Source organism: Rubellimicrobium mesophilum DSM 19309, assembly GCF_000600335.2.
GTDB classification, from domain to species: Bacteria; Pseudomonadota; Alphaproteobacteria; order Rhodobacterales; family Rhodobacteraceae; genus Rubellimicrobium; species Rubellimicrobium mesophilum.
Genome location: NZ_KK088554.1, coordinates 190,021 through 216,214, shown reverse-complemented (window position 1 = coordinate 216,214; position 26,194 = coordinate 190,021). Strand labels below are relative to the sequence as shown.

The following is a 26,194-nucleotide window of genomic DNA, read 5'->3' as shown; positions in this document are numbered from 1 at the left end:
CCTGCCCTTCGCCCCCGCCTCGATCATGGCGGGCCTCGCCCTGGGTCGGGCGCCGGGCCTGCTGGCCGCCCTGCTCAGCGCGACGGCGGCCGGGACCCTGTTCATGGAGCCGGGCCCCCTGCTCGTCCCGGCCGGCGGCGATCAGGCGCTGGTGCTGGCGCTGTTCCTGCTCGTGACGATCACGACGGCCCTGGCCTTCGACGCGCTGTTCGGCGCCTTCGAGGACCTCGAGCGCAGGGCCGTCCTGCTGCGCGAAGGCGAGGCGCGCTTCCGGGCCCTGGTGGAGAGCGCGCCCAAGAAGATGTGGGTGAACCGCCCCGACGGCTCGGGCGACATCTACAACGCGGCATGGCGCGACTTCACGGGCCAGGGGGACGACCATCAGGGCCGGGCCTGGATCGAAGCCATCCATCCCGACGACCGAACCATCGTCGTCTCGGCGCGGGAGGCCGGGATCAGGGAGCGTCGGGCCTATAACGTGGAGGTCCGCCTGCGCGCCGGAGATGGGCGCTATCGCCGCCACCGGGCCCAGGTGGCGCCCCTCCTGCGCGACGGGGCCATCGAGTCCTGGGTGGGCATCGCCACCGACATCGAGGATCTCCGGTCGGCGGTCGAGCGTCTCCGCGAGGGCGAGGAGCGGCTGCGCCTGGCGACCGAGCACGCCGAGGTCGGGTTCTGGGACGTCGACCTCGTCCAGGACAGGCTGATCTGGCCGCCGCGCGTCAAGGCCATGTTCGGGATCTCGGCCGAGGCCGAGGTGTCCATGGCCGACTTCTACGCCGGCCTGCACCCCGACGACCGCGAGGCGACGACGGCGGCGTTCCTGCGGGCCTGCGACCCCGAGATGCGCGGGCTCTACGACGTCGAGTACCGCACGGTCGGCAAGGAGGATGGCGTGGTCCGCTGGGTCGCGGCCAAGGGCCGGGGCCTCTTCGACGAGGCCGGCCAGTGCCGTCGGGTGGTCGGCATCGCCATCGACATCAGCCCCCGCAAGGCGGACGAGCAGCGCCTGCGCGAGTATGCGGACGAGCTGGAGACCCTGGTGGACGCGGTGCCGGCCGCGATCTGGATCGCCCGCGATCCCGAGGCGCGCCGGGTGGACGGCAACCGCGTCGCCCGTGACCTCCTGCGGGTGCCATCCCCGGCGAACATGTCCAAGACCTCCCCGGATGCCAGGGACGCGGTGCGTCACTTCCGCATCCTGGAGCCTGACGGCGCCGAGATCCCGCCCCGGGACCTTCCGGTGCAGCGGGCGGCGCGCGGCGTGCAGGTGCGCGACTTCGAGGAAACGGTCGTCTTCGAGGATGGCGGAGCCGTCCACCTGATCGGCAACGCGGTGCCGCTCCTGAGCTCGGAGGGGCGCCCGCGCGGCTCCATCGCGGCCTTCGTGGACATCACCGCCCTCAAGCAGGCCGAATCCGGCCTGCAGGCGGCCAACGAGACCCTGGAGCGGCGCGTGGACGAGCGCACGGCCGAGCTGCGCGAGGCCAACGCCCGGCTGGCCCGGGAGACGGCCGAGCGCCTCCGGGCCGAGGCCGACCTGCACCAGGTCCAGAAGATGGAGACGATAGGCCAGCTCACGGGCGGCGTGGCCCATGACTTCAACAACCTCCTCACGCCCATCATGGGCTCCCTCGACATCATCCGCCGCCGGGTGACGCTGGACCAGCGGACCGACCGCCTCCTCGGCGGAGCCATGGAGGCGGCCGAGCGGGCCAAGACGCTCGTGGCTCGCCTCCTGGCCTTCGCGCGGCGGCAGACGCTGGAGACGAGGCCGGTCGACATGGGGCAGCTCGTGGACGGCATGCGGGACCTGATCGCGCGCTCGCTCGGCCCCCAGATCGCCCTGGCCGTCGGCATCCCGGGCGCGTTGCCCCCCGCCAAGGTGGACCCGTCCCAGATCGAGCTCGCGATCCTCAACCTCTGCGTCAACGCCCGGGACGCGATGCCGGAGGGGGGGAGCCTGCGCATCTCGGCGCGCGAGGAACTGGTGGCCGAGGGCAGCCGGACCGACCTCGCTCCGGGCGACTACGTGGTCCTGTCCGTCGCGGACACGGGGACCGGCATGGACGCGACCACGCTCCAACGCGCCGTGGAGCCCTTCTTCACGACCAAGCCCCGGGGCCGTGGCACGGGCCTGGGCCTCAGCATGGTGCACGGCCTGGCGGCCCAGTCCAGCGGCGCCCTGCTGCTGGACAGCCAGCCCGGGCAGGGCACGCGGGCCGAGGTCTGGCTGCCGGCGGCGCAGGAGGCGGCGGCCGGGCGCAGGAGCGAGGACGTCGAGGCCATCCCGGCCCCGTTCGAGGCCAAGGTGCTGCTGGTCGACGACGAGGATCTGGTCCGCCTAGGAACCGCCGAGATGCTGCGGGACCTGGGCTACGTGGTCGCCGAGGCTAATGGCGGCGCGGCGGCGCTGGAGTTGCTGCGGGGCGGGCTGGCCCCGGACCTGCTGGTCAGCGACTACCTGATGCCCGGCATGAACGGCGCCGATCTGGCCACGGCGGTCCGACATCTCCGGCCGAGCCTGCCGGTGCTGCTCATCACGGGCTATGCCCAGCTCGCCGACGGGGCGGCCGACGACCTTCCGCGATTGACCAAGCCGTTCCGCCAGTCGGACCTGGCTCATCGCGTCGCGGACCTGCTGTCCCCCGAGGCGCACGGGATGACGCCCGGGTCCTCCCGCTCGCCGGACCTCGGAGCACCCTGAGCGCCCGCCTGCCGGAGGAACCCTCAGGGCGGCTCCAACCAAGAGGCCCGGGTCAGGCGACGACAGATCACGATCTCCCGGCCGCGCCGGCGACGACGTTCGGCAGGCACTCCCGCACGGCGCCGAAGGCCTCCTCGCCAGCGCCACGGGCAGCGGACAACCCGCTCGCCAACGGCTCAGGTCGGCGCTGCGGCCGACTCATGGAGAGCAGGGACGCCACCGCACAGGCCAGGGCCAGCGTCCCGGTGCTGGCCTCCGGCACGCGGAGGAGCAGGTGCGGAGATGTCGCTGCGATGGCGGAACAAGGATGACCATTCGAGAGGGTCCCCCACGTTTTCCCGGAGGATCGGCCCCGTACCGGAAGGGATGTCGCCGGCGTGCATCCATCACGGTGGACGCGTTGTGCCGGGATTCATTCCGCCGATCGGCGCTCAGCTCTCCGACGGGGAGGCAGGCCGGTTCGTCAGGTAGGCCGTGGAGTCGTGCACGGCGATCCGGATCTCCCGAGCGGGTGACACCCAGGATGCGGAGCGTGCAGACGCGACCAGCATCCCCTCGCGCCCGGCATAGCCGAAGCCGCGATCGGGATCGGAGGACAGCCAAGGGGCGGCCGGTCGGCCGGGCAGCTCTCCATCCCAGCGGAGGAAGACCTTGGTGACCGGGACGGGCTGCGTCCAGGCGCAGCGAAGTCCGGCAGGAACCACGCCGGCCCCGCCTGGACCAATCGACCAGTGCCCATGGTCGGACGCGATCTCGACGCGCCCTTCCAGCACCCACATCCACTCGTGCCCACCGAAGGTGAAGGTGCGCGTCCTGAAGGCGCCGCTTTGCCAGCTTCCGGCCGTGACTCGTCCTCCCGCTCCGTCGCCGCGATCGACCGACCGCAGCCCCCGCTGCCAAGCCTCGCCGCTCGGCTCGAGGAGCGCCGCTGGAAGCGGCTCGGCCTTGGGCAAGCCGCGGAACGGCAGGGCGATCACCGGAACCGGTCCTCGAACCCGTACCAGGCCATGACCGCAGGCAGGAACCAGGGACGTCCGTTGTAGAAGGGCAGGCTCGCGCCCGCGATCTCGTCGAGGGCGGTCGCCGCCTCCTCGCCGGCCACGCGGCGGCCGAGCAGGTGGCCAAGGTAGCTCGCCATGGCGACCCCGGTGCCGCAGTATCCCATGGCGTGATGGAGCCCCGCGTCCGAGCCGATATGGGGCAGGTGGTCGGGCGTGTAGGCCACGAGGCCTCCCCAGAGATGGTCGGTGGGGGTTCCGGTAAGCTCGGGAAAGACCCGCGCCATCCGAGCCTGCATCGCGGCCCGCGATCGCTCGGGATGGCCGAAGGCGAAGGGGACGCGGCTGCCGACGAGGATCCGCGTGCCGTCGGGCGAGACGCGGGAATAGGTGACCAGGCGCCGGCTGTCGTAGACCATGGCCCGCCGGGGATGGAGGCGACGCACCAGACTGGGGTCGAGCGGCGCCGTGGAGACCTGGACCGAGGCGATGGGGATCACCTGACGGCGCAGATTGGGGACAGCGGGCCCGACTTGGGCATTCATCCCCAGGACGGCATGACGTGCCGCGACCTGCCGCCCACCCGATAGCGAGAGCTCCACCCGGCCCTGCCGCCGCGCGACCGACAGGAGGGCCAGGCCTGGAAGGATGCGGGCGCCTGCCGCCTCGACGCGGGCCGCAAGGCCGGAGACGTACTTTCCAGGATGCAGGGACTGCCACGAGGGCATGAAGACCCCGCCGAGAAAGTGGTCGCTGCCCACGATGGCGTGCTGATCCGTCCTCTCGATCCAATCGACAGGGACGCCGAGCGCGCGCTGGCCTTCCGCCCAGGCCTTGAGCCCGCTCACGGCCTCCGGCTTGTGGGCGCCCATGAAGTGGCCCGGCGTCTCGAGATCGCAATCGATCCGTTCCTCGGCGATCAGCCGGTTGAGGTAGGCCTGTGCGGCCAAGCCGAGCGAAAGGACCTCGCGGGCTTTGCCGGTCCCGATCCGACGGGCAAGCTCGTCCTCGTCGGGCTTCATCGAGGACGAGACATGGCCGCCGTTTCGGCCGCTGGCCCCCGCGCCCGGGTAGTCGCGGTCGATCACCACGACGTCGAGCCCGGCCCGGGCCGCGGTCAGCGCCGCATTCAGGCCGGTGTAGCCCGCACCGACCACGACTACGTCGGCCGAGGCCGGCAGGCGGGCCGGATCGGCCGGAGGCGGCGGCTCGGGCATGGCCTCGGCCCAGTAGGGGCGCCCGAAATCGGCGGGCCGGAACATGGCCGGGTCGGCGAAGCTCATGCCGCCGCGGTCCGAGGGCGCCGGCCAGTGGCGGGATCGACGCGGTAGATCGTCCGCGCCGCCTCCTCGCTGATGTAGCCTGCGGCGAGATCGGCCATCACCACCTCCTCCGGCCGGGCCAGCGGATCCCCGGCCCCGCCCCCGCCGCCGGCCCGCATCGAGACGACGCCGCCGGGCGGGATCGTGAAGTAACCCTTGGACGGCAACGGCCGTTCGGCCCCGTCGGCGATCATCGCCACGGCGCAGGTCGTCCCCGGCCGCCCTCCGTCGAGAGGCCAGGGCGCCGAATCGGCAGCGCTCTGCTCGACCTCGGTCTGCACGTCCATGGGTCGGTCCGACAGGTTGCGGTAGTCGGCGCGGATGCCGAGCCCGCCCCGGTGGCGACCCGCGCCGCCGCTGTCGCGGATGAGCTCGTAGCGATCGATCCGCAACGTATAGTTCGCCTCGATCGCCTCGGCCGGAGTGATGGCGCAGTTCGAGAGATGGACGTCGATCCCGCTCGCGCCGTCGGCTCCTTCGTGGGCGCCGGCCCCTCCCGCGATGATGCCGAGCAGCACCGACGCGTCTCTCGTCTTGGGAGACCGCGTTTCGCAGATGAAGACAGGGAAGCCCACGCACCAGCCCGCGGAGGTCCGATGGGGCGCGATCTGCCCCATGGCGGAGACCAGCACGTCGCAGAGCCGCTCGCAGGCGATGTGCCGGTCGCTCACGGCCGCCGGATGGGCGGGGTTCACCGCTCCCCCCACGGGAGCGACGATGGTGACCGCGTCCATGACCCCCTCGTTGACCGGGATGTCCTGAGGCAGGATGCAGGTCAGCGCGTACTGCACGGCCGACCGGAGAGAGGACCAGGGGATGTTCATGCCCCCAGGCATCTGCCTGTCGCCGCGCGAGAAGTCGAAGGTGATGGCGTCGCCCTTCACGGTCACGTCCACGCGGAAGGTGACGCGGTTTCCCGGGGTGATGCCATCGTCGTCGATGGCACCCTCCGCCGACCAGGTGCCGTCGGGCAGGGCCGCCAGCTCGGCCCTTGTGCGTCGGGCCGTATAGCTCACCAGTCCGTCGAAGATGGCGCGGAGGCCCTCCGGCCCGTGGCGGCCGGCCAGGCCCGCCATGCGGCTCGCGCCAGCCGTGGCCGCGGCGATCTGCGCCCGGAGGTCACCCATGTTCTGGGCGGGATGGCGGACGTTCTCGCGGATTATGTCCATGATCGCCGCATTGGCCCGCCCCGCCTCGACAAGCTTGAGCGCCGCGAGGATCACCCCCTCCTGGAAGACGGACCGACTGTCGTAGGCGGCGGTGCCGGCCACCCGGCCTCCCCAGTCGGCGTGGTGCGCGGCGGCACCGGCGAAGCCGACGAGCGATCCATCCGCGCCAAAAGCCGGCACGAAGATGTTGACGTCCGAGGTGTGGGCACATCCCAGGTAGGGATGGTTCGTGATGAACACGTCACCCGGGCCGATGTCGTCCGTCCATTTGGCGACGATCGCCTGGAGGGCCGGCGCCATCGACGCCATCAGCGACGGGATGTCCATCGTGCAGGCGAGCAGATGTCCCTTGGGGTCGAAGACGGCGCAGGAGTAGTCGCGCAGATCCTTGATGACCACGCTCATGGCGGTCCGGCGAAGCGACGTTCCCATCTCCTCGGCGATCGTCTCGAGCGCGTGGCGCACGACTTCGGTGGTGATCGGATCATGGATCATCTGGGATCTCCGGTCGGATCGCGCGTCAGGACGAGGTTGCCGTGGGCATCCACCTCCGCCGAGACGCCGGGGGTGACGACGATGGTGGCCTCGCGCTCCTCGACGATCGCAGGGCCGATGAAGGCCGTGCCCGGAGGCAGCGACACACGTCGCAGAACCGGCACCTCGGTCCAGCCCGTCTCCCGGAAATGGACACGGCGGCGCGCCGACTCCTCCGGTGCCGTGGCGGCGTGGCGCGGCAGGCCACCGCGCCCGAGCCGCCCGAATGCCTCGACCCCGAGGGAGACGAGCTCCACACGACCTTCAGGGTTGTGGTGACCGAACTGAAAGCGGTGCGCTTCGTGGAATTCGGCCACGAGCGCGGCCATGGCCGCCCCTCGACCGGCCCTTCGGGGAACGGCAGCTCGACCTTGTTGTCCTGCATCACGTAGCGCAGACGGGCCGTTCGCCGCATCTCCACCGCAACGCCGGCAGGAAGTCGCGCCGCGAGGCGGGCGGAGGCCTCCTGCTCCAGTTCGGACAGGACGGCCGCGACGCCCCCGGCGCCGACCTGGTCGAGCGGGCGCTCGATCGTGCGGATGAAATCGTATTTCACATCCGAGCTCGCGAGCCCGACGGCCGAGAAGATGCCGGGACGCGGGGGGACCACGACACGGCCCACCTCCACGATGGCCCCGACGGTGAGGGCGTGCATCCCCCCCGCCCCGCCGAAGGGGACGAGCGCGAAGTCACGCGGGTCATAGCCCTTGTTCACGCTCACCACCCGCACCCCGCGCGCCATGGCCGCGTCGGCGATGTCGAGGACGCCTTGCGCGGCCTCCTCGACGGACATGCCTAGCGGATCGGCGATGCCGGTCTGCACGGCCAGGCGCGCAGCCTCGACATCGAGCCGCATGTCGCCCCCGAGGAAGCGGTCGGGGTCGATCCGGCCGAGGACCGCATGGGCGTCCGTCACGGTCGGGCGCGTGCCGCCGCGACCGTAGCAGGCCGGGCCCGGCATCGCGCCGGCGCTCTCGGGCCCGACGCGGAGGAGGCCCGCGGCATCGACCCGGGCGAGCGATCCGCCCCCTGCGCCGATCGTGTGGATCGCGAACTGGGGCACAAGGAGCGGACGCCCCTCGAACATGCTCTCGCGTTCGAGGTCGGCGCGCCCATCCTTGATCAGGCAGATGTCGGTCGAGGTGCCGCCCATGTCGAAGGTGATCATGTCGCGATAGCCGGACTGTTCGGCGAGGCGCTGCGCCGCGAGCACGCCCGCGGCGGGACCGGAGAGGATCATCCGATGGGCGTTCGCGGCCGTCTCCTCGGCGGTCATGACGCCGCCGGACGACTGCATGACGTAGAGGGGCGCCGCGAGGCCCTCCGAGGCGGTGCTGCCCCCGATCTGGCTGACATACCGCGCGACGAGCGGCGTCAGAGCCGCGCTGATCGCAGTGGTCGAGGCACGGGGATACTCGTTGATCTCGGGGGCCACCTCGCTCGAGACCGTGACCGAGACGTCGGGCAAGGCGGCGGCGATGGCGGCGGCCAGCGCTCGCTCGTGCGCGGGGTTGTAGAAGCTGAACAGCAGGCAGACCGCCACCGCCTCGACTTGGGCCTCGCGCAGGTCCGCGACGACCCTGGCGATCTCGGCCTCCGTGAGGGGAAGGTCCACCCGTCCTTCCCGGTCGATCCGCTCCGCCACCTCGAAGACCCTCTGTCGCGGGACGATGGGGACGGGCTTGGACACGCGAAGGTCGAAGAGCGACGGCCGCATCATGGAGCCGATCTCGAGAACGTCGCGGAACCCGGCCGTCACCACGAGCCCCGTGCGCGGCAGCTTGCCCTCGAGGAGCGCGTTCGTCGCCACGGTGGAGCCATGGCAGAAGAGCCCGATGCTCGACAGGTCCACTCCATGCCGGTCCCTCAGCACGCGGATGCCGTCGGCGATGGCGCGAGCAGGGGCGTCCGGCGTGCTCGGCACCTTCTCGACCAGGGCGCCATCCCGACTGATCAGGATGATGTCGGTGAAGGTGCCGCCGATATCGATGCCGAGGACGTCGTTCATGAGATCACGGAGCTCCGTGGAAAGGTCGCGCAGATCCAACCGCGGGCCATCCCAGGGACCGCGGCTGGAGGCTCACCGGTCGTCTCAGATGCAGTGGCCGACGTAGAGATACTTGGCGACCTCGGGGTCATCGATGTTCTCGGCCGTGCCGATCACCGCGCCGGTGGCGGCCTCGGCGGGCACCTCCTCGCCGTTGGTCACCGCGACGGCCGCCTTCACCGCTTCGTAGCCCATCTCATAGGGCTGCTGCATGACTAGCGCGTCGAGGAGTCCCTCGCGCAGAGCCGCGATCTGCGCTTCCGACGCGTCGACTCCGGCCGCCGCCACGCTGTCGGCCACGCCGGCTCCGCGGATGCCCGCGGCGACGCCCATCGCCGGGTTCTCCGACGGAGCGGCGACGCCGATCAGGTCGGGATTGGCCGCGAGCAGCGAGCTGAAGGTCGACGTGGCCTGGCCCACCTCGTTGCCGGCATACTGGGTGCCGATGAACTCGAGGTTGGGATACTTGGCGATCTCCTCCTCGAAGCCCTTGATGCGGTCGTCGATCGTCGAGATGCCGGGGCTCGATGCCACCATCGCGACCTTGCCGGCCTGGTCGCCGAGCTGCTCGGCGAGGCCACGGGCAAGCTGGCGGCCCACCTCCACGTTGTCGGTGCCGATGCGAGCCGTCAGCATCGAGGTGTCGTCGAGCGTCGTGTCCACCGCGATGACCTTGACGCCCTGTGCCACGGCGTCGGCGAGCGGCGCCACCATGGCGGTGCGGTTCGTGGGGTCGAGGATCACGAAGTCGGGCCGGGTGGCCAGCACCGAGTTCAGGAGCGGGATCTGGTCGGCAGGCCCGTAGTTCTGGGCAGCCTGGACGCCGATGTCGGCGCCGAACTCTTCGGCGGCCGCACGCGCGCCGCAGGCGATCGCTTCGTGGAAGCCGATCTGGATGCCGAGGACGAGCTCGACATGCGGCCGTTCCTGGGCAGCGGCCGCGGTTGCCACGAGGGTGGCCGCGGCCGCACCGACAAGGCGCACGAATGGGGTCATGATATCTGTTTCTCCCTTGCTGGCTCTTCGTTCTTGTCCTTCGAGGCGGGACATCGCTGCCCGGCCAGCGGCCGAGTCACATGCAATCACCTTCGTAGAGGAAGCGGATCACCTCGGGCGCACCGATGGTCTCGGCGGTGGCGGTCACCGTGCCGGTGCCGATCGGGGTGGTGACCGGCTCCCCGCGCAACGCGGCGACCGCCTGCGTGACCCCCTGGTGGCCCATCTCCCAAGGCTGCTGGATCACCAGCGCATCCAGGAGCCCCTCCTTGAGGGCCTCGATCTCCGGCGGGTCGGCGTCCACGCCCACCGCCACGACCTGGTCGGCAACTCCGGCCGCCCGGATGCCGCCGGCGATGCCGATCGCGGGATTGTTGGACTGAGCCGCCACACCCACCAGATCCGGGTGGGCCGACATCAGCGAGCCGAAGGCCTGCTGCGCCTGCGCCACGTCCTCGCTGGCGAACTGATTGCCGATGTAGGTCAGCTCGGGGTGCTTGGCGATCTCGTCCTCGAATCCGGCAATGCGGGCGTCCACCGTCGAGATGCCGGGAATGGAGTTCACCTGCGCCACCGCACCGGTCCGGCCATCGAGCAGCCCGACAAGTGCCTTGGCGGTTTCGACACCGACCTGGAAGTTGTCCGTCGCGATCTCGGCCGACAGCATCGAGGGATCGTCCACCGTCGTGTCCACCGCGACGATCACGACGCCCTGCGAGGCCGCCTCGGCAAGAGGCGCGACGAGGGACGTGCTGCTGGTCGGGTCGAGCACGACGGCCGCCGGACCCGTGGCGAGAACCGAGTTGAGCAGCGGAATCTGCTCGGTCGCGGCGTAGTTCGCGGCGGCCTGGATTTCGACCTCCACGCCGAGCTCGTCGGCGGCCGAGCGCGCGCCGCAGGCGATGGCCTGGTGAAAGCCGCTGCCCCGCTGGCCGAGCACCAGGGCGACGGTGCCGACCTCCTGCGCCAGAGCCATCTCCGGGGCAGCCGCCAAGGCGGCGAGAAGGATGCTGCGGGGTCTCATCTGAACGTCTCCCTGATTGGTTCAGGACCGGATCAGCGACTACGCCTCGTCCGGCGCCATTGGTCGATCATGACGGCTGCGAGGAGAACGATGCCGACGGCCACCTCCTGCCAGAAGCTCGGCAAGCCCACGATCACGAGGCCGGAGGCGAGCACGACCGGGATGAGGACGCCGATGCCGGTTCCCACGAGCGTCCCCGAACCGCCAAAGAGGCTGGCGCCGCCCAGGACCACCGCGGTGATGGCCTTCAGGTTGTCCATGGCGTGGCCGGCGATCGTGGTGGAGGCGAAGCGGCTGAGCGTGAGGTAACCGGCAATGCCCGCGCAGAGGCCGGAAATCATGTAGATGCGCGTCAGATGCCGGGCGACGTCGATCCCCGCCCGCTCGGCACCCTGAGGGTTCGACCCGACGGCGAAGGTGTGCAGGCCGAAGCGGGTGCGGTGGAGCACGATCCCCATCAGGCCCGCGAACGCGAGCGACAGGAGGAAGATCACCGGAATCCCCCAGATGCGCCCTACGCCGATCGTGTTGACGAGCGAAGACGGCACGCCCGTGATGTCGACACCGCCCACGAGAAGCCTGGATGCGCCGAGCGCGATCCCCATCGTGGCGAGCGTCACGATGAGAGGGGAGAGGTTGGCGCGAGCGATGAGCACGCCGTTCAGGGCTCCCCAAGCCACTCCGGCGAGCACCGCCACGACGAGCCCGATCCACGGCGCAAGCGGGCTGTCCACTCCGATCAGCCGCATGACCAGCACGGAGCAAACGCCGGAGAAGACCAGCACCGCGCCGACCGACAGGTCGATCCCGGCGGTGACGATGACGTAGGTCATGCCCGTGGCGAGGAACATCATCATCCCCGCCTCCATGGCCATGTTGCGGATGTTGATGGCCGACAGGAAGGCGTCGGGCCGCATCGTGGCGAAGACGACGATCATGATCAGGAGGGCGACCAGGATCATGAGCTCGGGTCGGTCGAGGAGGAGCCGCCCGAGGCCCCGGCTTTGCCGCGAGTCCAGGCCCTCGGTGCTGGCGCTCGTGGTCATGCTGCGGCCCCTTCGACTTCGAGCGAGCCTGTCATGGCGGCGACCAGGTCGTCGGAGCGCACCTCGCCGGCGCGGAAGCGCGCCACCGTCCGCCCTTGGCGGAGCACGACGATGCGGTCCGCGACGGCCATGACGTCGGGCATCGAGTGGCTGATGAGGACGACGGAGACTCCCCGCTCGCTCACCTTGCGGATGAGGTTCAGCACGTTGCGGGTCTGCGCCACGCCGAGCGCCGCGGTGGGTTCGTCCATGAACACGACGCGCCGGGCCCACATCAGCGCCCGCGCCACCGCGACACCTTGGCGCTGCCCGCCGGAGAAGTTGGCGACGGCGCTGCGGATGTCGGGGACGTTCACGCCGAGCTCGCGAAAGGAGGCCTGGGTCCGCTCAAGCATCGCTCGGCCATCGAGGAAGCCGAGCCGCCCCCGGAGACCGGGCGCCATGATCTCGCGGCCCAGATAGATGTTCTGCACGGCGTTGAGATCGACGGCGAGCGCAAGGTCCTGGTAGACCGTTTCGATCCCGTGCTCCCTCGCGTCCTGCGCGTTGCGGAACGCGGCCGGGCGGCCGTCCACCCGGATCTCGCCGGAGTCGACCGGGACGACCCCCGACAGGCACTTGGTCAGGGTCGACTTTCCCGCGCCGTTGTCGCCGATCAGGGCGACCACCTCGCCCTCGCCGACCTCGAGCGAGGCGCCCTGGAGCGACCGGACATGCCCATAGCTCTTGTGGATGTCGCGCGCTTCGAGAACCCACGCCACCTCAGGCCACCCCGCACCAGCCGACAGCCGCGCGGGCGATGACCCTGGCGGCGCTCCGGATTTCCTCGATCTCCACGGACTCGTTGATCGCGTGGGCCTCGCGCAGGTCTCCGGGCCCGAACACCACGGCGGGAATCCCCTTGGCCGCAAGGAAGCTAGCGTCGCAGACCGCGGCGAACGCGGCTGTCTCCGGCAGCCCCTCGGGCAGCGGTCCGAGCACGTCCGCGCGAGCCGCCACGAGAGCCCGGACGAGCGGGTGGTCGGTCGACGTCTCGAAGGCCGGCCAGTTGCTCTCCCAGCGGAAGGCCGGCGGATGGGATCTGAGCCAGGTGTCGAGTTGCGAGGCGTGGTGAACGAAACGCTCGATCTCGGCCCGGACCGCCTCGGGCGCCTCGTGAGGGTGGTACCAGACCAGATAGCCCACGGTCGCGCTCTCGGCCATGTAGCCGACCGAGGGGACACCGGCATCGCCGTGGAACACGCCGGGGACCAGCGAGAAGAGCCCGGGCGGGAAGGCGGGATGCTGCTTGGTGATCCCCCATTCCTGTTCGAGGCGCTGGAGCGCCTGGACGACGAGGATGGCCTTCTCCACGGCATTCACCCCGGCCGCGTCGCCTGCGCCTCCGGCGCGGATCGTCGCGGCGCGATTGCCGGAGTGCGTCCCGAAGCCTTTCACATCGACCTGAAGGTTGAAATTCCCCCCTGAGATCGGATTGACCGAGAGCGGACGCGGGCTGGAGGTCGGCTCGACCACGATGGCCGCGTCGCCGCCGAAGCCCGCCTCGATCACCGCCGAGGTGCCGAACTCGTGGCTCATCGTCTCTTCGCCGACGACGGCGTGAAGCTGAAGATCTCCCTTGAGCTGGATCCCGGCGGCCGCAATCGCGCGGAGGGCCAGCGCGGCGGCCACGAGGCCCCCCTTCATGTCGGTGGCGCCGAGGCCGTAGAGCCGCCCATCCTGCCGAAGCGGCCGCCAGGGATCACCCGACAGCCAGTCGCGGGGGCGGAACGGGGCAACGGTGTCCACATGGCCGTTGACGATCAGCGAGCGTCCTCCGCCCACCCCGGCTCGGCAGGCCACCAAGTTGGCCCGGCCCGGATCCGGGGCGACCGACTCGGTCGAATATCCCCCCTCGGCAAGCCAGGCGCCCAGGCGCGACGTGCAGGCGGTCTCCCCGCCGATGACATCCTCGCGTCGGATGCCGGGGAACAGCGGGTTGATGCTGTTGATCGCGATCAGGTCCTCGAGAAGTGACAGAGCTTCCGGGAAGAGCGCGTCGAGGCTGGCGTCCAGCCTCGCGGCAGTCTGCGGCTCTAGAGGGTCGGTGACATCGAGCATCATCGTTTCCGGCTGCATCTGGCTCAACGGGGAGCCCTCTTGCCCGATCCGATCCAGTTGTCAGACGTCTGTCAAGCTATAATCGACGAAGGGCCGTGCCCTGGCCGTTTTCTACTTCCGCACGAAGTCGAACGCGAAGTGGCTGCCTCGATGATAGTCAGAGGCCCAGATCACCGGATCGCCCGCGAGGTTGTAAGCTGTCTCCTCGATGACCAGAGCCGGGCCGAAATCCCGCAGGTCGTTGCGCTCCACCACATCCGGGGGAAGCGTCAGAGCACGAACCTTCGCCACCGACATTCGCGGCCGGCTGCCATACGATTCGAGCAGGTCGAGCAGCGACCCGCTCCAGTCCACCTCATAGAGCCGATCGGGAACAACGGAGCGCCGGATCAGCGCGAGGCCGTAGATCAGCGGCTCCTTCCTGTGCAGCCGGAGGCGCTCGAGCCGGATTACACCTTCGCCCGCAGCAAGGCCGAGCGTCCGGGCGATCTCCTTGCTCGGCCGCTCCTCGGACACCGACAGGACCCGGTTATCGTATTGAAGCCCAAGGGCTTGCCCCATCTCCGTGATGCTTTCGAACCGGGTGATGGGGCGATGGACGTTCAGAACGCCCGTGGCCGTCAGGAACCGGCCCCGCCCATGCTTCACATCGACGACACCGTCCTGCTCGAGAAGCTTCAGGGCCTCGCGGATCATCGGCCGGGAGCCTCCGAATCGGATGCCAAGCTCGGCCTCCGTCGGGATCTGGTCGCCGGGCCGGAGTCCCTCCGACTTCACGAGCGCGAGGATGCGATCCCGCATCTCCAGCACAGCCGTTCTGCCATTCCGGACTTGGGTGCCCATTGTCAGTCCCCGCCCCTATCCGCGCTAACCGCCCGAAAGCGTTGTCAGACTTCTGCCTGCAAAGCAACGCGGCCCTGATCCGAGAGAGAAAACGCTTTCACTCGCGCCGTTGCTTGCCCGGAGACTTGACAGGTCAAGGTTCGCACAGGAGGATGTTGTCTGACAACTTCAGACCTCGCCTGGGCATCTACACAGGCGATCAACCAGGACATTCGGATATGCTCAACTTCGACGAGTCACGTTTCCTGTCGATTCAAGGCGGGGCTGTAGCCCTCGCGGCCAGGATCGACGCGATCATCGGGGAGGCCTTGGCGGCTGGGGCTCCGAACATCCACTTCCTGGGCGCTGGAGGCGCGGCGATCCTGATGCAGCCGGCAGCCCAATTGCTGCGCCGGCGCTCGACCTTCCCCGTCTTCGACGACCTGACGGCCGAGCTCCTCGTCACCCCTTCGCCGAATCTGACGAAAGCATCCATCGTGGTGATCCCCTCGCTCTCGGGCACGACCAAGGAGAGCGTGGAGATGCTGGCCCTGGCCAAGTCCCGGGGCGCCACCATCATCACCTTGATCGGTCACGCGGCGACACCCCTCGGCGAAGGTGACCACCACGTCCTGGTCAACTACGCCGCCGACGACACCTCGTCCGAGAGTTTCTACATCCAGTCGCTTCTGATCGCGCTCGCCGTCCTGAAGCACAGGGGCGAGATCGACAACTACGACGCTCTTCTCGCCGAGATGCAGGGCCTGCCGTGGCAGCTCCTGGCCATGAAGAAGGCTATCGAACCACGGGCCGATGCCTTCGCGCGCCGGATCGCCGATCATGACTACCACATCTTCACCGGCGCCGGCCCGATCTGGCCCGAGACCTTCTACTTCGGGATGTGCATCCTGGAGGAGATGCAGTGGATCCGCACGCGACCGGTTCACGCCTCTGACTTCTTCCATGGCACCCTCGAACTCGTGGAGAAGGGCGTGAGCGTCGTCGTCCTGAAGGGCGAGGACGAGACGCGGCCGCTGGCCGAGCGGGTGGAGCGCTTCGTGCCCACCGTTGGTGGAGAGCTCACGGTGATCGACACCGCCGACTATCCGACCCAAGGCCTTTCAGCCGAGTTGCGCGGCCTTCTCGGCCCGGCGTTCCTCGCGACGCTCCTTGAACGGATCAGCGCGCATCTCGAGGTGATGCGGAACCATCCCCTGACCACGCGCCGCTACTACCGTCGTGTCGCCTACTGAGGCGCGCGCGCCGCGACTGGCTGCGGTCGGCGACAACTGCATCGACCGGCTGCGCTACGCCTCGGATGGGCGCGTGGTGCGCCTCGTCGGGGCAATGCGCTCAACGTGGCCGTCCAGGCGCGCCGAGCAGGCGTTGCTGCCGCCTATTTCGGCGCCGTGGGGCCCGACGATGATGGGGACCTTGTCCGCCGCTCCCTGGAGCAGGAAGGCGTGGACGTGGGCGGCCTTGTCGTACGGCCGGGCAACACCTCGGTCACGCAGATCGAGGTGCGCCGCGACGGCGAGCGCGTGCTGGCGCACGAGGACTTCGGGGTCTGTCGGGGATATGCTCCGGATGCCCAGATGCTTTCCCGCCTCATCCAAGCCGACCACGTCCACCTCGGGTGGCTCGACGACGGCGGCGCGCTGCGCCGTCGGCTCGCCCTCGAGGGGAGGTCCGTGTCGCAGGACCTGACCGTCAATGCCGATCCCCGGAACCTCGGGGTCGAAGGGCTCACGATTGCCTTTGGCTCTCATCCCGGGACGGCCGACGACGCGGAGCGGCTCGGGCGCGAATGGCTTGGTCAGGGAGCGCGGATGGCAGTCGTCACGCGGGGCGCCGACGGAGCTGCCGTGATCGCAGCGGAGGGGAGGTGGCACATCCCGGCCGAGCGGGTCGATCCCGTCGACACAACGGGTGCGGGCGATAGTTTCATCGCGGGATTCATCGCCGCCTGGCTGCGCGGCGCGCCACCCGAGGCGGCCGCGCGCTCGGGCGCCCGCCAGGCTCGCCTGACCTGCCTTCACGAGGGAGGCTTCCCGCAACATGGGGGCGATTGGCTCCGCCAGCAGACGTAGCCTGACGGCCGTCTTGGGCCCCGCGTCGGGCCATGGGTTCCCGCACGACCGAGGAGCCAGTGGTGGGAGACGAGCTTCCGAAGCTCATGCATGCTCCCACAGGCGGGGGTTCGAAGCGTTGCGAGGGGGGCCCGATCCGAACGCCTGGGCGCTCAGCGCAGGGCGGCTTCGATGTTGCCGCCGTCGACCGTCATCACATGGCCTGTCGTCCGCTCCGCGCGCGCCAGCATCACGAAGGCCTCGCCTACGTGCCTTGCCTCGACCTCGCGCCCCAGCAGGTTGCCGGCCATGTAGCGCTCGGGCGTAACGCCTCGTGCCTCCGAGCGGGCCGCGATGAGCGCCTCGTCGAGGAGGCCAGAGCGGATGCGGTCCGCATTGATCCCGTTGACGCGTATCCCCTCCGAGCCGAGTTCGAGCGCGAGTTGGCGCAGCAGGAAGAAGGTGGCGGCCTTGGGCAGCCCATAGGCGCCGAAGCCCTTTCCGGGATTTACGGCCTGCTTGGAGACGTTGAACAGAATCTGGCCCATGGCGGGCGCCCCGCGGCCTTTCGTCTGCTGCCGAAAGACCGACACCGCCGCTTGCGCCATGGCTTGGTGGGCGAAGAAATTGAGTTCGAAGCTCTCGCGGAGGGTGCTGTCCGGGAGGGTCGCCATCTCGCCACGCCAAGCCGCGCCCGCGTTGGACAGCAGGATATCGACCCCGCCGAAGCGGCGCACGCAGGCTGCGACGATCCCGGCCGCAGCACCGGGGGCCGTCACGTCGGCCGCGATCCCGCCATGGTCACGGCCCAGTTCCCGGCGCGCTGCATTGAGGGCCTCCTCGTCCCGGTCCGTCAGGAAGACGGTTGCGCCTTGGGTGGCGAAGGCCTTGGCGGCCGCCCGCCCGATGGCCCCGGCGCCGCCCGTGATCAGCACGACCCGCCCCTGGAGCGGCGGCCGCGCCCCCTTGCCGAGCTTCGCCTGCTCGAGCGACCAGTATTCCATGTCGAAGGTGTCGGCCTCCCCGATGGGAATGAAGCCCCCCACGGCCTCGCCAGCCGCCATGACGCGATGGGTCTGCGTTCCGAGATCGGCCGCGATCCGCGCCGCAGCCGCGGTTACCCCCACGCCCACGAGGCCCAGCCCCTCGGCCCAGACGAGACCCGGCATTGGAGCGAGCATGGTTTTGGGCCCCGTGGCGCGGGAGGCCTGCCTGTCGAAGTAGTCGCGGTAGCGCGCAGCGTAGGCCTCCACCGCGGTGCGCATGGCCTCGGGACCGCCGTCCCATGCGGCGCGGTCGAGATGGAGCGGAAAGGCCTTCGTGCGGATCACATGGTCCGGCGTCGCGACCCCCCGCCGTGCGAGCTCTCCGAGGTCGGGCCGCTCCAGGAAGCTGCGCGTCGCGTCGTCGTCGCGCAGGTCGAGGACGGGGAGGGCCGCATCCTTCGGCAGAGCGGAGGCCAGGACGCCACGGAGGGCCGCCAGGGTGGAAGCCATGTCGGTCCCGGACGGCCGCGCGCGCGCCGGCCGAGCCGCCGGGCGGGATCGTTCCGCGAGCCACGCCGCGACCTCGTTGGTCTGGTCGATCAGGCGGTCGTAGGATTCGCGCGGCGTCGCTCCCCAGGTGAAGTGGCCATGGTTGACCAGCAGGAGCCCCTCCGCCCCAGGATGCGCGTCCCGCACCGCCGCGGCCGCCTTGGCGAGCGCGAAGCCGGGCATGATGTAGGGCACGAAGGCGAGCCGCTCCCCGAATATCTCGCGCAGCGCCGCCTCGGCCTCGGGGAGGTTGGCCAATGCCAGGAACGGCGTTGCATGGGTGTGGTCCACCACCTGCTCCGGGAGCCAGGCATGGAGCAACGTCTCCACCGAAGGATTGGGCGCGGCGCTGTCGAGCAGATTGGCTCGCTGGACGTTCACCATGTCCTCGTCCGAAAGGGAGTCGAGCGTCCGCAGCCGGCGCAGGGGATCGAGGCGCACTGCTGGCAACCCCGAAGGGGTGATGGAGTCGAGGTCCGCTCCCGAGCCCTTGACGTGCAGGACCTCCACGGTGTCCCCAAAGACGTCCTGCGCCGTGAGCTTGATCGAGGTGTTCCCGCCCCCATGCATGACGAGGTCCGGCACACCGCCAATCAGGCGCGAGCTGTAGACTCGCAACGCAAGGGCCCGGGCCTTTGGATCGGGACCTGCCGCCCGTTCGAACTCGGCCGCCGCTTCGTCGCGCCACAGATTTTCGAACATCCCTGCCCCTCTCTCGTCTTGGTTTGACGTGAGGTCCATTTTCGACAAAAGTCAAGGAAGCCTGACAAATGGCGGGGAATGCAGGATGTCGACGGGACGACGGCGCTCAGCGGGAGGCATGGGACCCGATATCGTGGTCGAAGTCGCCTGGCTCTACTACCAAGACGGACTGAACCAGAAGGAGATCGCAGACCGACTGGGCCTCTCGCGCGCGACCGTGGTGAACCACCTTCAGGAGGCGCGGGCGCAGGGACTGATCCGCATCACCCTCACCTCCCCCGCCTTCGTCCAGCATGGCCTCGCCCGGGCGCTCTGCGACAGGTTCGGCCTCCGCGCCGCCTATGTGGTCCCGGACGAGGGCCTGGACGTGGAGGAGCGGTTCCGCCGCGTCGTCACGGGGGGCGCCTTGTGGCTCCCCATGCTTCTCGCCCCCGGGGACCGGCTCGGGGTCGCCTGGGGACGCACGATCCACGACCTCGCCGAGGCCTTGGAGCCCCACAGCATCCCCGGCATGACGGTCCTCCAGCTCGTGGGCTCGATGGCGACGCCCTACGGCTTCACGTCCGAGACCTGCTCGACCCTGCTGGCCCAGCAACTGGGCGCGCGGTGCGTCAACCTGCACGCCCCCGCGATCCTGAGCCGCCCCGCCTTGGCCGCCGAGCTCCGCAACGAGCCGATCATCCGGGCGCAGCTCGATCAGCTCCTGACCGTCAACAAGCTCCTCTTCTCCACGGGCACGGCCCTCCCCGACAGCCACATCGTGCTGTCGGGGCTCGCAACGCCCGGCGATCTGGAGCGCAACATCGCAAAAGGCGCGGCCGGCGTGATCTGCGGACGCTTCGTCAACGCCGAGGGGCAGCCGATCCCCGACGACATGGAGGAGCGCATGATCGGCATCCCGCTCGGTCATCTCGTGGGGCTCGAGATGGGCATTCTCGTCACTCCCGGCCACGACAAGGTGGCCCCCTCGATCGCCGCGATCCGTGGGGGCTACGTCTCGCACCTTGTCACCGGGGCGAGCGTGGCCGAGGCCATGCTCGTCGCCTAGCGGCCGGGCGCGCGGTCCGGGAACATGGCGGCCAGCGCATCGGGGCTGGCCTCGCAGACGCCGCGTTCGGTGATGAGGCCGGTGACGAGGTTCGCGGGGGTCACGTCGAAGGCTGGGTTCCGCGCGCCCGTGCCGTCGGGCGAGACCTGCACGGTGACGATCCTGCCCTGAGCGTCCCGTCCCTGGACATGCGTGACCTCCGAGCCCGAACGCTCCTCGATGGGAATCTCCCTCACGCCGTCCCCAACCGTCCAGTCGATCGTGGGCGAAGGCAGCGCCACGTAGAAGGGCACCCCGTTCGCCTTGGCGGCGAGCGCCTTGAGGTAGGTGCCGATCTTGTTGCAGACGTCGCCGTTCGCGGTCGTCCGGTCGGTGCCGACGATCACCATGTCGACCTCGCCGTGCTGCATCAGGTGCCCGCCCGCATTGTCCACGATGAGGTCATGGGGCACGCCGTGGGAGTTCAGCTCCCAGGCCGTGAGTTGCGCGCCCTGGTTGCGGGGCCGTGTCTCGTCCACGAAGACATGGACGGGAATGCCCGCCGCGACCGCCTGGTAGATGGGCGAGGTGGCCGTGCCCCAGTCCACCGTCGCTGGCCAGCCCGCGTTGCAATGGGTGAGGATGCGGACGGGCTCGCCCGGGGCCTTCTGCGCGGCGATGTCGCGGATGATCGCGAGCCCATGCTCGCCGATCTTCCGGTTCATCTCCACGTCCTCCTCGCAGATCATGTCCGCGCGGGCATAGGCGGCCTCGGCGCGCTCCTCGGGCGGGAGTTGACGGAGGCGGGTCCGCATGTCGTCCAGCGCCCAGCGGAGGTTGATCGCGGTGGGCCGCGTCTCGTGAAGGACGTCCCAGGTCTCGTCCAGCAACGCATCCGAGGGGTCCTGGGCCATCTGCACCGCGACGCCATAGGCCGCCGTGGCCCCGATCAGCGGCGCGCCACGGACCCACATGTCGCGGATCGCAACGGCGAAGGCCGCACGATCCCGCAGGGGCTCGATCCGCAGATCGTGGGGCAGCCAGCGCTGGTCGATGATCTTCACCACCCCCCGGCGCGAGCCGTCGTCCTCGCGCCAGATGGACCGGAAGGCTTTCCCGTCGATCTTCATAGCCAGTCCCTTTCCGAGATGGTCCGAGTAAGTTCCAGGAGGGCATCCACTCCTGCGATGTCGCCTTGCCCCATCAGCAGCGCGCGGCCAAGCACCAGCGCCTTGGCCTCGCAGCGGGCCCGAAGGCCCTCGTCCTCGATGCCTTCGAAGTCGGCGTTGTGGGCCAGCCCGAGGATGCGACGGTGGCACTCCAGTCCCCGAAGCCCAGGGCGTCGCGCCAGACCTGTCCGAGCCACCGCTCGCGCGCCGCTTCGGCCGCCCAGGCCTGGCCCTGGTCCTCGAACAGCGTCCGGGGGAACAGCATCCCCGTGCGTTCGGCGCGCCAGAGTCGGGTGAACTCGCGTTCGAAGCCGACCCAGAGAGTACGGACGACGGAAAGGATCCACTCCTGGTAATCCGCACGGTCCGGGCCGTGACCCGGCTGGGCACAGTGGGCCATGAGGAAGTTCGCAACCAGCATTCCCACATCGAAGCCCATCGGGCCGTAGGTCGCGAACTCCGGGTCGATCACGCGGGCGAGGTCGCCCTTCACCATGACCGATCCGGTGTGGAGGTCCCCGTGCAGCATCGTCTCGGCCCGCGCGGCGAAGGCGGTCTTTAGCCGCTGCGACTCGATCTTCAGCGTCGCATCGGCTCGCAGCTCCCGCACGATGGGGTCGAGGGCGGGGCTGTGGCGGTTGAGCGGCGCGTCGAAATACGGCTCTGTGAAGACCAGTGCCTCGGTGATGTCGCAAAGCTCCACGTTCCCGGAGAAAAGCGCGAGGTCAGCCTTCCGCTCCGCCGCGCCCATGCTCAGGTCGGAGCCCCGGAACAGCGTGCGAGCGCAAAAGGTCCCAAGGCTTTCGCCCAACCCCTCGTGCCGGTTCCCCTCGATCAGGCTGCGCCGCAGGATGATGTGGCCGTCGAGGTATTCCATCGCGATCATCGCCTGCGGCTCGTCGAAGTGGATCACCTCGGGCACCCGGCCCGGGTCGCGCGCGTCCTGGCGACGGAGAGCATGGTACTCGAAGAAGGACCGGCGCAACGGCAGCGGCCAGCTTTCCCCCACGAGCCGGACGTAAGGGAGAGCCTGCTTGACCACGATCCCGCCCGTCTCGCCCTCGACGATGAACACGAGGTTCAGGTTGCCGTCGCCCACCTCGCGCACGCGCCAAGTGCTGGGATCGCCCGACCGCTCGCGCAGGACAGGCAGGCCGCCCAGCCGTTGCGGCAGCGTCTCCGCGGTGAGTGGCACATAGGCATCCGGCTTCATCGGCGTCCTCCCAGTCGTCGGGCCCCTCCCCCGGGCCCTTCCGAGAGCATCGGCTCAATCTTGTCTTTTGTCAAAGCGCATTGACTTTTGACGGATGATGAGCTCGCCTGTGCCGAGGCAGGGGAGGGAACATTGGAGGGACCGGCAATCCGCATCAGGGACCTGCGCAAGGCCTTCGGTCCGAACCAGGTGCTCCGGGGCATCGACCTTGACCTGCCCTCAGGGGCGGTCACGGTACTGATGGGCGCGAACGGAGCGGGCAAGTCCACGCTGGTGAAGGTGCTCTGCGGCGTCCATTCGGCCGATGCCGGGACCGTAACGCTCGATGGGCGGCCCTTCGCGCCCGCTTCCCCGGCCCAAGCTCTGCGCGCCGGAGTGGTGACGGTCCACCAGAACATCAACGATGGCGTGGTTCCCGATCTCGATGTGGCCTCGAACCTGCTTCTCGACCAGATCGCCGATGGATCGGTGGGCGTAGCCTCGGGCCGGGCCCTCCGGCAGCGTGCGCGGGGGGTGGCCGAGGCGGTCGGCCTCAGGCTGGATCTCGGTCGACCGGTCGCAGGCCTCCCGCTCGCGGACAGGCAGCTCGTGGCCATCGCGCGCGCCATGGCGCACAAGCCCCGGCTCCTGATCCTCGACGAGCCGACTTCCTCGCTGTCCGCCGCCGAGGCGGACCGCCTCTTCGCTCTGATCGATCGGCTCAGGGCACAGGGCGTGGCGCTCCTCTACATCTCGCACCGCATGTCCGACATCCGTCGCATCGCAGACCGGATCGTGTCGATGCGGGACGGCGTCGTCTCCGGGCTGTTCGAGGAGAAGCCGCTCGACACGGCGGGAGCCGTGAGGGCCATGCTGGGCCGCGACCTGTCGGATGCGGCGATCTCCATCCCCGCAGCGGGGCGGGTGATCCTGTCGATGGCGGGGATCGTCCTGCGCCAGGACGCCCTGCCCTTCGACCTCACGGCCTGCGCGAACGAGGTCGTGGCCATCACCGGCCTCGTTGGGTCGGGGAAGTCGGCCCTGGCTGCGGCGCTCTTCGGCCAGTCGGCGCCCTTGGCCGGGACGATGACGCTCGACGGCTCGCCCTATGCGCCCGCGTCGCCCATCGAGGCCGTCGCGCGGGGCGTGTTCCTGTCGCCCCGCGATCGGCGCGCCAACGCGCTGGTGGCGGACTTCGATATCGCGCGGAACCTGTCGCTCCCCTTCCTGCGCCGCCATTCCTGGGGCAGCTTCATCCGCTGGCGCTCGGAAGCCGCCATGGCGAACCGCATGGTGGGCGAGATGGGAGTGATCTGCCGCTCGCCCCGGGACGGCATCCTGACGCTGTCGGGCGGCAACCAGCAGAAGGTCGCCGTCGGCCGCTGGATGTCCGAGGCCTCGCGCCTCCTCGTTCTCGACGAGCCCTTCCAAGGCGTCGACATCCAGGCCCGCCGCGACATCGGCGCCAAGGTTCGGGCGACCGCGAAGGACCGCGCCACCGTCGTCCTCGTGGCCGAGCTCGACGAGGCCATGGAGATCGCGGACCGCATCCTGGTGATGGCCGAGCACAGCCTCGCAGGTGAGCACCGCAACCAGAACCTCGACCTCTCCGCCGTCATGCGGCAGGTCACCGAAGCCCAGCAGGGAGCCGCCGCATGAGCGTTCGGGACCTCGCGATCCGCTACGGGTTCATCCTGCTCATGCTAGGGCTCGTGGCCTTCTTCGGTCTGGCCGCGAGTGGCTTCCTGACTCTGCCCAGCGCGATCTTCATCCTCCAGTCGGTGGCGATCACCGGCATCCTTGCCCTGGGCGTGACCTGCACGCTGGTCGTGGGCGGCTTCGACCTGTCGATCGGAGCGGTCGCCACCTCGGCCCTGATGCTGTCGGCCTACGTGATGGTCGTCTGGGAGATGAGCGCGCTGGCGGCTGTCGTGCTGTGCCTCCTGATGGGTGCGGCGGTGGGGATGATCAACGGTTTCCTGATCGTGAAGATGAAGGTGCCCGACCTCCTTGCCACGTTGGGCATGATGTTCGTCCTGCTGGGCGTCCAGCGCATCCCCACCGAAGGCAACTCCATCGCCACTGGCATGGCGCTCCCCGACGGGACCAACGCGACCGGGGTCTTCTCCCCGGCCTTCCTCGCGCTCGGCCGCCTGCGGCTCTGGAACGTGTTGCCGCTGTCGGTGGTCTTCCTCCTCGTGATCGCCGTGCTCGTCTGGGGATTCCTGGAGCTCACGCGCCACGGGCGCCTGATGTATGCCATCGGGTCGAACGCGCAGGCAGCAGCGCTCGCCGGGACCAACGTCGAACGCTACAAGGTCGCGGCCTATGTCATCTCGGGGGTGCTAGCCTCGGTCGGGGGCATCCTCCTCGCCGCGCGGCTCGGCCGAGGGGACGTGGCCTCGGGGAACAACCTGCTGCTCGACTCGGTTGCGGCGGCGCTGATCGGCTACGCGGTTCTGGGGGCCTCCAAGCCCAACGCCTTCGGCACGGCCATCGGCGCGCTCTTCGTGGGCATCCTGCTCCAGGGCCTGACCATGCTGAACGCGCCCTACTACACGCAGGACTTCGTGAAGGGCGCGGTCCTGGTCGTGGCCCTCGTGTTCACCTTCGCGCTGACCGGACAGCAGATCCGGCGCGCCTGACGACCAACCATGGGAGGAGAGAGATGATGAACAGAAGAACGCTCGCGGCGCTTCTAGCGGGCGCGGCTCTCGCGCCGGGCCTCGCCCTCGCGCAGGACCGTCCCGCGCCCTTCGACAACCCCGGCGAGGTGGAGATCGCGCTCGTGCGCTACCTTTCCACGGGCGACTTCTTCCAGGCCTACCTGTCGGGCGTGGAGCGGCAGGCCGAGGCGCTGGGCATCAACCTCCGTGTCCTCGACTCGCGCCAGGACGCGGCCCTCCAGGCCGACATGGTGGACCAGGCCATCGCCCTGGGCGTGGACGGCATCGTCATCCAGCACGGTCTCACCGAGTCCATGAAGGACGCCGCACAGCGCGCTCTGGACGCCGGCATCCCGGTCGTGGCCTTCGACGTGAACGTCGAGAACGAGAAGATCCCGCAGATCGAGCAGTCGGACCGCGACCTCGCCCGCCTCGCGCTGGAGCAGGCCATCGCGGACAACGGCGAAGCCTGGACGGCGGGCTACGTCTACGTCCCCGGCATCGCCCCCCTCGACCGTCGCAACGAGACCTGGGAGGAGTTCAAGGCCAAGTATCCGGGCATCGACGAGGTGGCGATGTTCGGCACCCTCGACAACCCCATCGCCAACTCGGTCGCGAACCAGGCCCGCTCGGTGCTTTCGGCCAATCCCAACATCACCGTCATGTTCGCCCCCTACGACGAGTTCGCCAAGGGCGTGAAGATCGCCGTGGACGAGGCGGGGATGTCCGGCCAGGTGTCGATCTACTCGGCCGACATCTCGACCGCCGACATCGCCGCCATGCGCGAGCCCGGCTCGGCCTGGAAGGCCACCGCCGCCACCAACCCCGCCGTGGTGGGCGAGGTCTCGGTTCGGGCGCTGGCCATGCTGATGGCCGACGAGGACCCGGGCGCGCAGGTGATCGTGCCCCCCACTCTCATCACGCAGGCCCAGTTGAACGACGAGAGCATCACCAACATGGAAGAGTTGGCGGCGAAGCTGCCCGCCTTCGCTCATGCTGACGTGGCGGCGCCGGACTGGATGCCGCTGCCCAGCGCGCCGGCGCAGAACTGAACGATTTCGGGGGCGCG

General features: G+C 69.7%; 20 protein-coding genes and 1 pseudogene. 7 read left to right on the top strand and 14 right to left on the bottom strand.

Translation table 11 applies throughout. The features are described 5' to 3' along the window. A partial coding sequence (locus RUMESO_RS04350) for a PAS domain S-box protein (RefSeq protein WP_051521012.1) occupies positions 1 to 2,707 on the top strand: 2,707 nt, incomplete at its 5' end. 431 nt (positions 2,708 to 3,138) lie between these two features. On the opposite strand, the gene RUMESO_RS04345 is transcribed toward RUMESO_RS04350, so the two are convergent. The 11 genes and pseudogenes from RUMESO_RS04345 to RUMESO_RS04300 form a co-directional block, all read right to left on the bottom strand. Next, a complete protein-coding gene (locus RUMESO_RS04345; protein WP_037278273.1) occupies positions 3,139 to 3,684 on the bottom strand; it encodes a cupin domain-containing protein in 546 nt (181 codons plus the stop codon). Then, the gene (locus RUMESO_RS04340) at positions 3,681 to 4,988 is read right to left on the bottom strand and encodes an NAD(P)/FAD-dependent oxidoreductase (protein ID WP_082483353.1); all 1,308 of its coding nucleotides are present in this window, start codon (positions 4,986 to 4,988) and stop codon (positions 3,681 to 3,683) included. Before RUMESO_RS04340 ends, RUMESO_RS04345 begins: the two co-directional genes overlap by 4 nt. Further along, on the bottom strand, positions 4,985 to 6,691 hold the full coding sequence (locus RUMESO_RS04335; RefSeq protein WP_037278271.1) for a hydantoinase B/oxoprolinase family protein: 1,707 nt from the start codon (positions 6,689 to 6,691) through the stop codon (positions 4,985 to 4,987). The genes RUMESO_RS04340 and RUMESO_RS04335 overlap by 4 nt, the downstream gene beginning before the upstream one ends. Continuing rightward, the gene (locus RUMESO_RS28350) at positions 6,688 to 7,059 is read right to left on the bottom strand and encodes a hypothetical protein (protein WP_425414868.1); all 372 of its coding nucleotides are present in this window, start codon (positions 7,057 to 7,059) and stop codon (positions 6,688 to 6,690) included. The genes RUMESO_RS04335 and RUMESO_RS28350 overlap by 4 nt, the downstream gene beginning before the upstream one ends. A gap of 230 nt (positions 7,060 to 7,289) precedes the next feature. Continuing rightward, a pseudogene (locus tag RUMESO_RS04330) lies at positions 7,290 to 8,738 on the bottom strand (hydantoinase/oxoprolinase family protein); the annotation flags it as partial. 84 nt (positions 8,739 to 8,822) lie between these two features. Next, complete coding sequence (locus RUMESO_RS04325; protein ID WP_037278266.1) at positions 8,823 to 9,773, bottom strand: substrate-binding domain-containing protein; 951 nt, start codon at positions 9,771 to 9,773, stop codon at positions 8,823 to 8,825. Between the two features lie 76 nt (positions 9,774 to 9,849). Then, complete coding sequence (locus tag RUMESO_RS04320; protein ID WP_037278264.1) at positions 9,850 to 10,797, bottom strand: ABC transporter substrate-binding protein; 948 nt, start codon at positions 10,795 to 10,797, stop codon at positions 9,850 to 9,852. A 32-nt stretch (positions 10,798 to 10,829) separates the two neighbouring features. Then, on the bottom strand, positions 10,830 to 11,843 hold the full coding sequence (locus RUMESO_RS04315; RefSeq protein ID WP_037278263.1) for an ABC transporter permease: 1,014 nt from the start codon (positions 11,841 to 11,843) through the stop codon (positions 10,830 to 10,832). Beyond that, positions 11,840 to 12,604, bottom strand: a complete 765-nt coding sequence (locus RUMESO_RS04310) for an ATP-binding cassette domain-containing protein (protein ID WP_037278261.1) — start codon at positions 12,602 to 12,604, stop codon at positions 11,840 to 11,842. Before RUMESO_RS04310 ends, RUMESO_RS04315 begins: the two co-directional genes overlap by 4 nt. Position 12,605: 1 nt before the next feature. Further along, the gene (locus tag RUMESO_RS04305; protein ID WP_051521017.1) at positions 12,606 to 13,946 is read right to left on the bottom strand and encodes a M20 family metallopeptidase; all 1,341 of its coding nucleotides are present in this window, start codon (positions 13,944 to 13,946) and stop codon (positions 12,606 to 12,608) included. A gap of 108 nt (positions 13,947 to 14,054) precedes the next feature. Beyond that, complete coding sequence (locus tag RUMESO_RS04300) at positions 14,055 to 14,744, bottom strand: GntR family transcriptional regulator (RefSeq protein WP_037278348.1); 690 nt, start codon at positions 14,742 to 14,744, stop codon at positions 14,055 to 14,057. A gap of 260 nt (positions 14,745 to 15,004) precedes the next feature. On the opposite strand from RUMESO_RS04300, the gene RUMESO_RS04295 reads away from it, so the two are divergent. Together RUMESO_RS04295 and RUMESO_RS04290 are read left to right on the top strand one after the other, a co-directional pair. Continuing rightward, the gene (locus RUMESO_RS04295) at positions 15,005 to 16,018 is read left to right on the top strand and encodes an SIS domain-containing protein (RefSeq protein WP_037278258.1); all 1,014 of its coding nucleotides are present in this window, start codon (positions 15,005 to 15,007) and stop codon (positions 16,016 to 16,018) included. Positions 16,019 to 16,054: 36 nt separating this feature from the next. Beyond that, positions 16,055 to 16,855: a PfkB family carbohydrate kinase gene (locus RUMESO_RS04290; RefSeq protein ID WP_281177534.1), complete on the top strand. Its 801-nt coding sequence runs from the start codon at positions 16,055 to 16,057 to the stop codon at positions 16,853 to 16,855. Between the two features lie 152 nt (positions 16,856 to 17,007). On the opposite strand, the gene RUMESO_RS04285 is transcribed toward RUMESO_RS04290, so the two are convergent. After that, positions 17,008 to 19,071 carry a bifunctional aldolase/short-chain dehydrogenase gene (locus tag RUMESO_RS04285; protein ID WP_037278250.1) on the bottom strand — a complete coding sequence of 688 codons (2,064 nt, stop codon included), beginning with the start codon at positions 19,069 to 19,071 and terminating at the stop codon, positions 17,008 to 17,010. Between the two features lie 118 nt (positions 19,072 to 19,189). On the opposite strand from RUMESO_RS04285, the gene RUMESO_RS04280 reads away from it, so the two are divergent. Continuing rightward, positions 19,190 to 20,119, top strand: a complete 930-nt coding sequence (locus RUMESO_RS04280) for a sugar-binding transcriptional regulator (RefSeq protein ID WP_245639138.1) — start codon at positions 19,190 to 19,192, stop codon at positions 20,117 to 20,119. Here RUMESO_RS04280 and mtnA read toward each other — a convergent pair. Together mtnA and mtnK are read right to left on the bottom strand one after the other, a co-directional pair. Beyond that, positions 20,116 to 21,228, bottom strand: a complete 1,113-nt coding sequence (gene mtnA, locus RUMESO_RS04275; RefSeq protein ID WP_037278247.1) for an S-methyl-5-thioribose-1-phosphate isomerase — start codon at positions 21,226 to 21,228, stop codon at positions 20,116 to 20,118. The two genes, RUMESO_RS04280 and mtnA, sit on opposite strands and share 4 nt — an antisense overlap. 73 nt (positions 21,229 to 21,301) lie before the next feature. Then, positions 21,302 to 22,480, bottom strand: a complete 1,179-nt coding sequence (mtnK, locus tag RUMESO_RS04270) for an S-methyl-5-thioribose kinase (protein WP_245639137.1) — start codon at positions 22,478 to 22,480, stop codon at positions 21,302 to 21,304. Between the two features lie 132 nt (positions 22,481 to 22,612). Here mtnK and RUMESO_RS04265 point away from each other — a divergent pair, with 132 nt between their 5' ends. The 3 genes from RUMESO_RS04265 to RUMESO_RS04255 are packed head-to-tail and all read left to right on the top strand — an operon-like array spanning position 22,613 to position 26,177. Continuing rightward, positions 22,613 to 24,118 (top strand): sugar ABC transporter ATP-binding protein, encoded by a 1,506-nt coding sequence (locus RUMESO_RS04265; RefSeq protein WP_037278245.1) that lies wholly within the window; start codon positions 22,613 to 22,615, stop codon positions 24,116 to 24,118. Further along, positions 24,115 to 25,104, top strand: a complete 990-nt coding sequence (locus RUMESO_RS04260; protein ID WP_037278242.1) for an ABC transporter permease — start codon at positions 24,115 to 24,117, stop codon at positions 25,102 to 25,104. Before RUMESO_RS04265 ends, RUMESO_RS04260 begins: the two co-directional genes overlap by 4 nt. A gap of 23 nt (positions 25,105 to 25,127) precedes the next feature. Beyond that, entirely contained in the window at positions 25,128 to 26,177 is a 1,050-nt protein-coding gene (locus RUMESO_RS04255; protein ID WP_211262780.1) for a substrate-binding domain-containing protein, read from the top strand. The last annotated feature ends 17 nt before the right edge of the window (positions 26,178 to 26,194 follow it).

Bases quoted from the DNA above. Each gene is read 5' to 3' on its own strand.
- RUMESO_RS04340 (WP_082483353.1), bottom strand. From the start codon at position 4,988: ATGAGCTTCGCCGACCCGGCCATGTTCCGGCCCGCCGATTTCGGGCGC.
- RUMESO_RS04335 (WP_037278271.1), bottom strand. From the start codon at position 6,691: ATGATCCATGATCCGATCACCACCGAAGTCGTGCGCCACGCGCTCGAG.
- RUMESO_RS28350 (WP_425414868.1), bottom strand. From the start codon at position 7,059: ATGGCCGCGCTCGTGGCCGAATTCCACGAAGCGCACCGCTTTCAGTTC.
- RUMESO_RS04325 (WP_037278266.1), bottom strand. From the start codon at position 9,773: ATGACCCCATTCGTGCGCCTTGTCGGTGCGGCCGCGGCCACCCTCGTG.
- RUMESO_RS04320 (WP_037278264.1), bottom strand. From the start codon at position 10,797: ATGAGACCCCGCAGCATCCTTCTCGCCGCCTTGGCGGCTGCCCCGGAG.
- RUMESO_RS04315 (WP_037278263.1), bottom strand. From the start codon at position 11,843: ATGACCACGAGCGCCAGCACCGAGGGCCTGGACTCGCGGCAAAGCCGG.
- RUMESO_RS04305 (WP_051521017.1), bottom strand. From the start codon at position 13,946: ATGATGCTCGATGTCACCGACCCTCTAGAGCCGCAGACTGCCGCGAGG.
- RUMESO_RS04300 (WP_037278348.1), bottom strand. From the start codon at position 14,744: ATGCGGGATCGCATCCTCGCGCTCGTGAAGTCGGAGGGACTCCGGCCC.
- RUMESO_RS04295 (WP_037278258.1), top strand. From the start codon at position 15,005: ATGCTCAACTTCGACGAGTCACGTTTCCTGTCGATTCAAGGCGGGGCT.
- RUMESO_RS04285 (WP_037278250.1), bottom strand. From the start codon at position 19,071: ATGTTCGAAAATCTGTGGCGCGACGAAGCGGCGGCCGAGTTCGAACGG.
- RUMESO_RS04280 (WP_245639138.1), top strand. From the start codon at position 19,190: ATGGGACCCGATATCGTGGTCGAAGTCGCCTGGCTCTACTACCAAGAC.
- mtnA (WP_037278247.1), bottom strand. From the start codon at position 21,228: ATGAAGATCGACGGGAAAGCCTTCCGGTCCATCTGGCGCGAGGACGAC.
- mtnK (WP_245639137.1), bottom strand. From the start codon at position 22,480: ATGAAGCCGGATGCCTATGTGCCACTCACCGCGGAGACGCTGCCGCAA.
- RUMESO_RS04260 (WP_037278242.1), top strand. From the start codon at position 24,115: ATGAGCGTTCGGGACCTCGCGATCCGCTACGGGTTCATCCTGCTCATG.
- RUMESO_RS04255 (WP_211262780.1), top strand. From the start codon at position 25,128: ATGATGAACAGAAGAACGCTCGCGGCGCTTCTAGCGGGCGCGGCTCTC.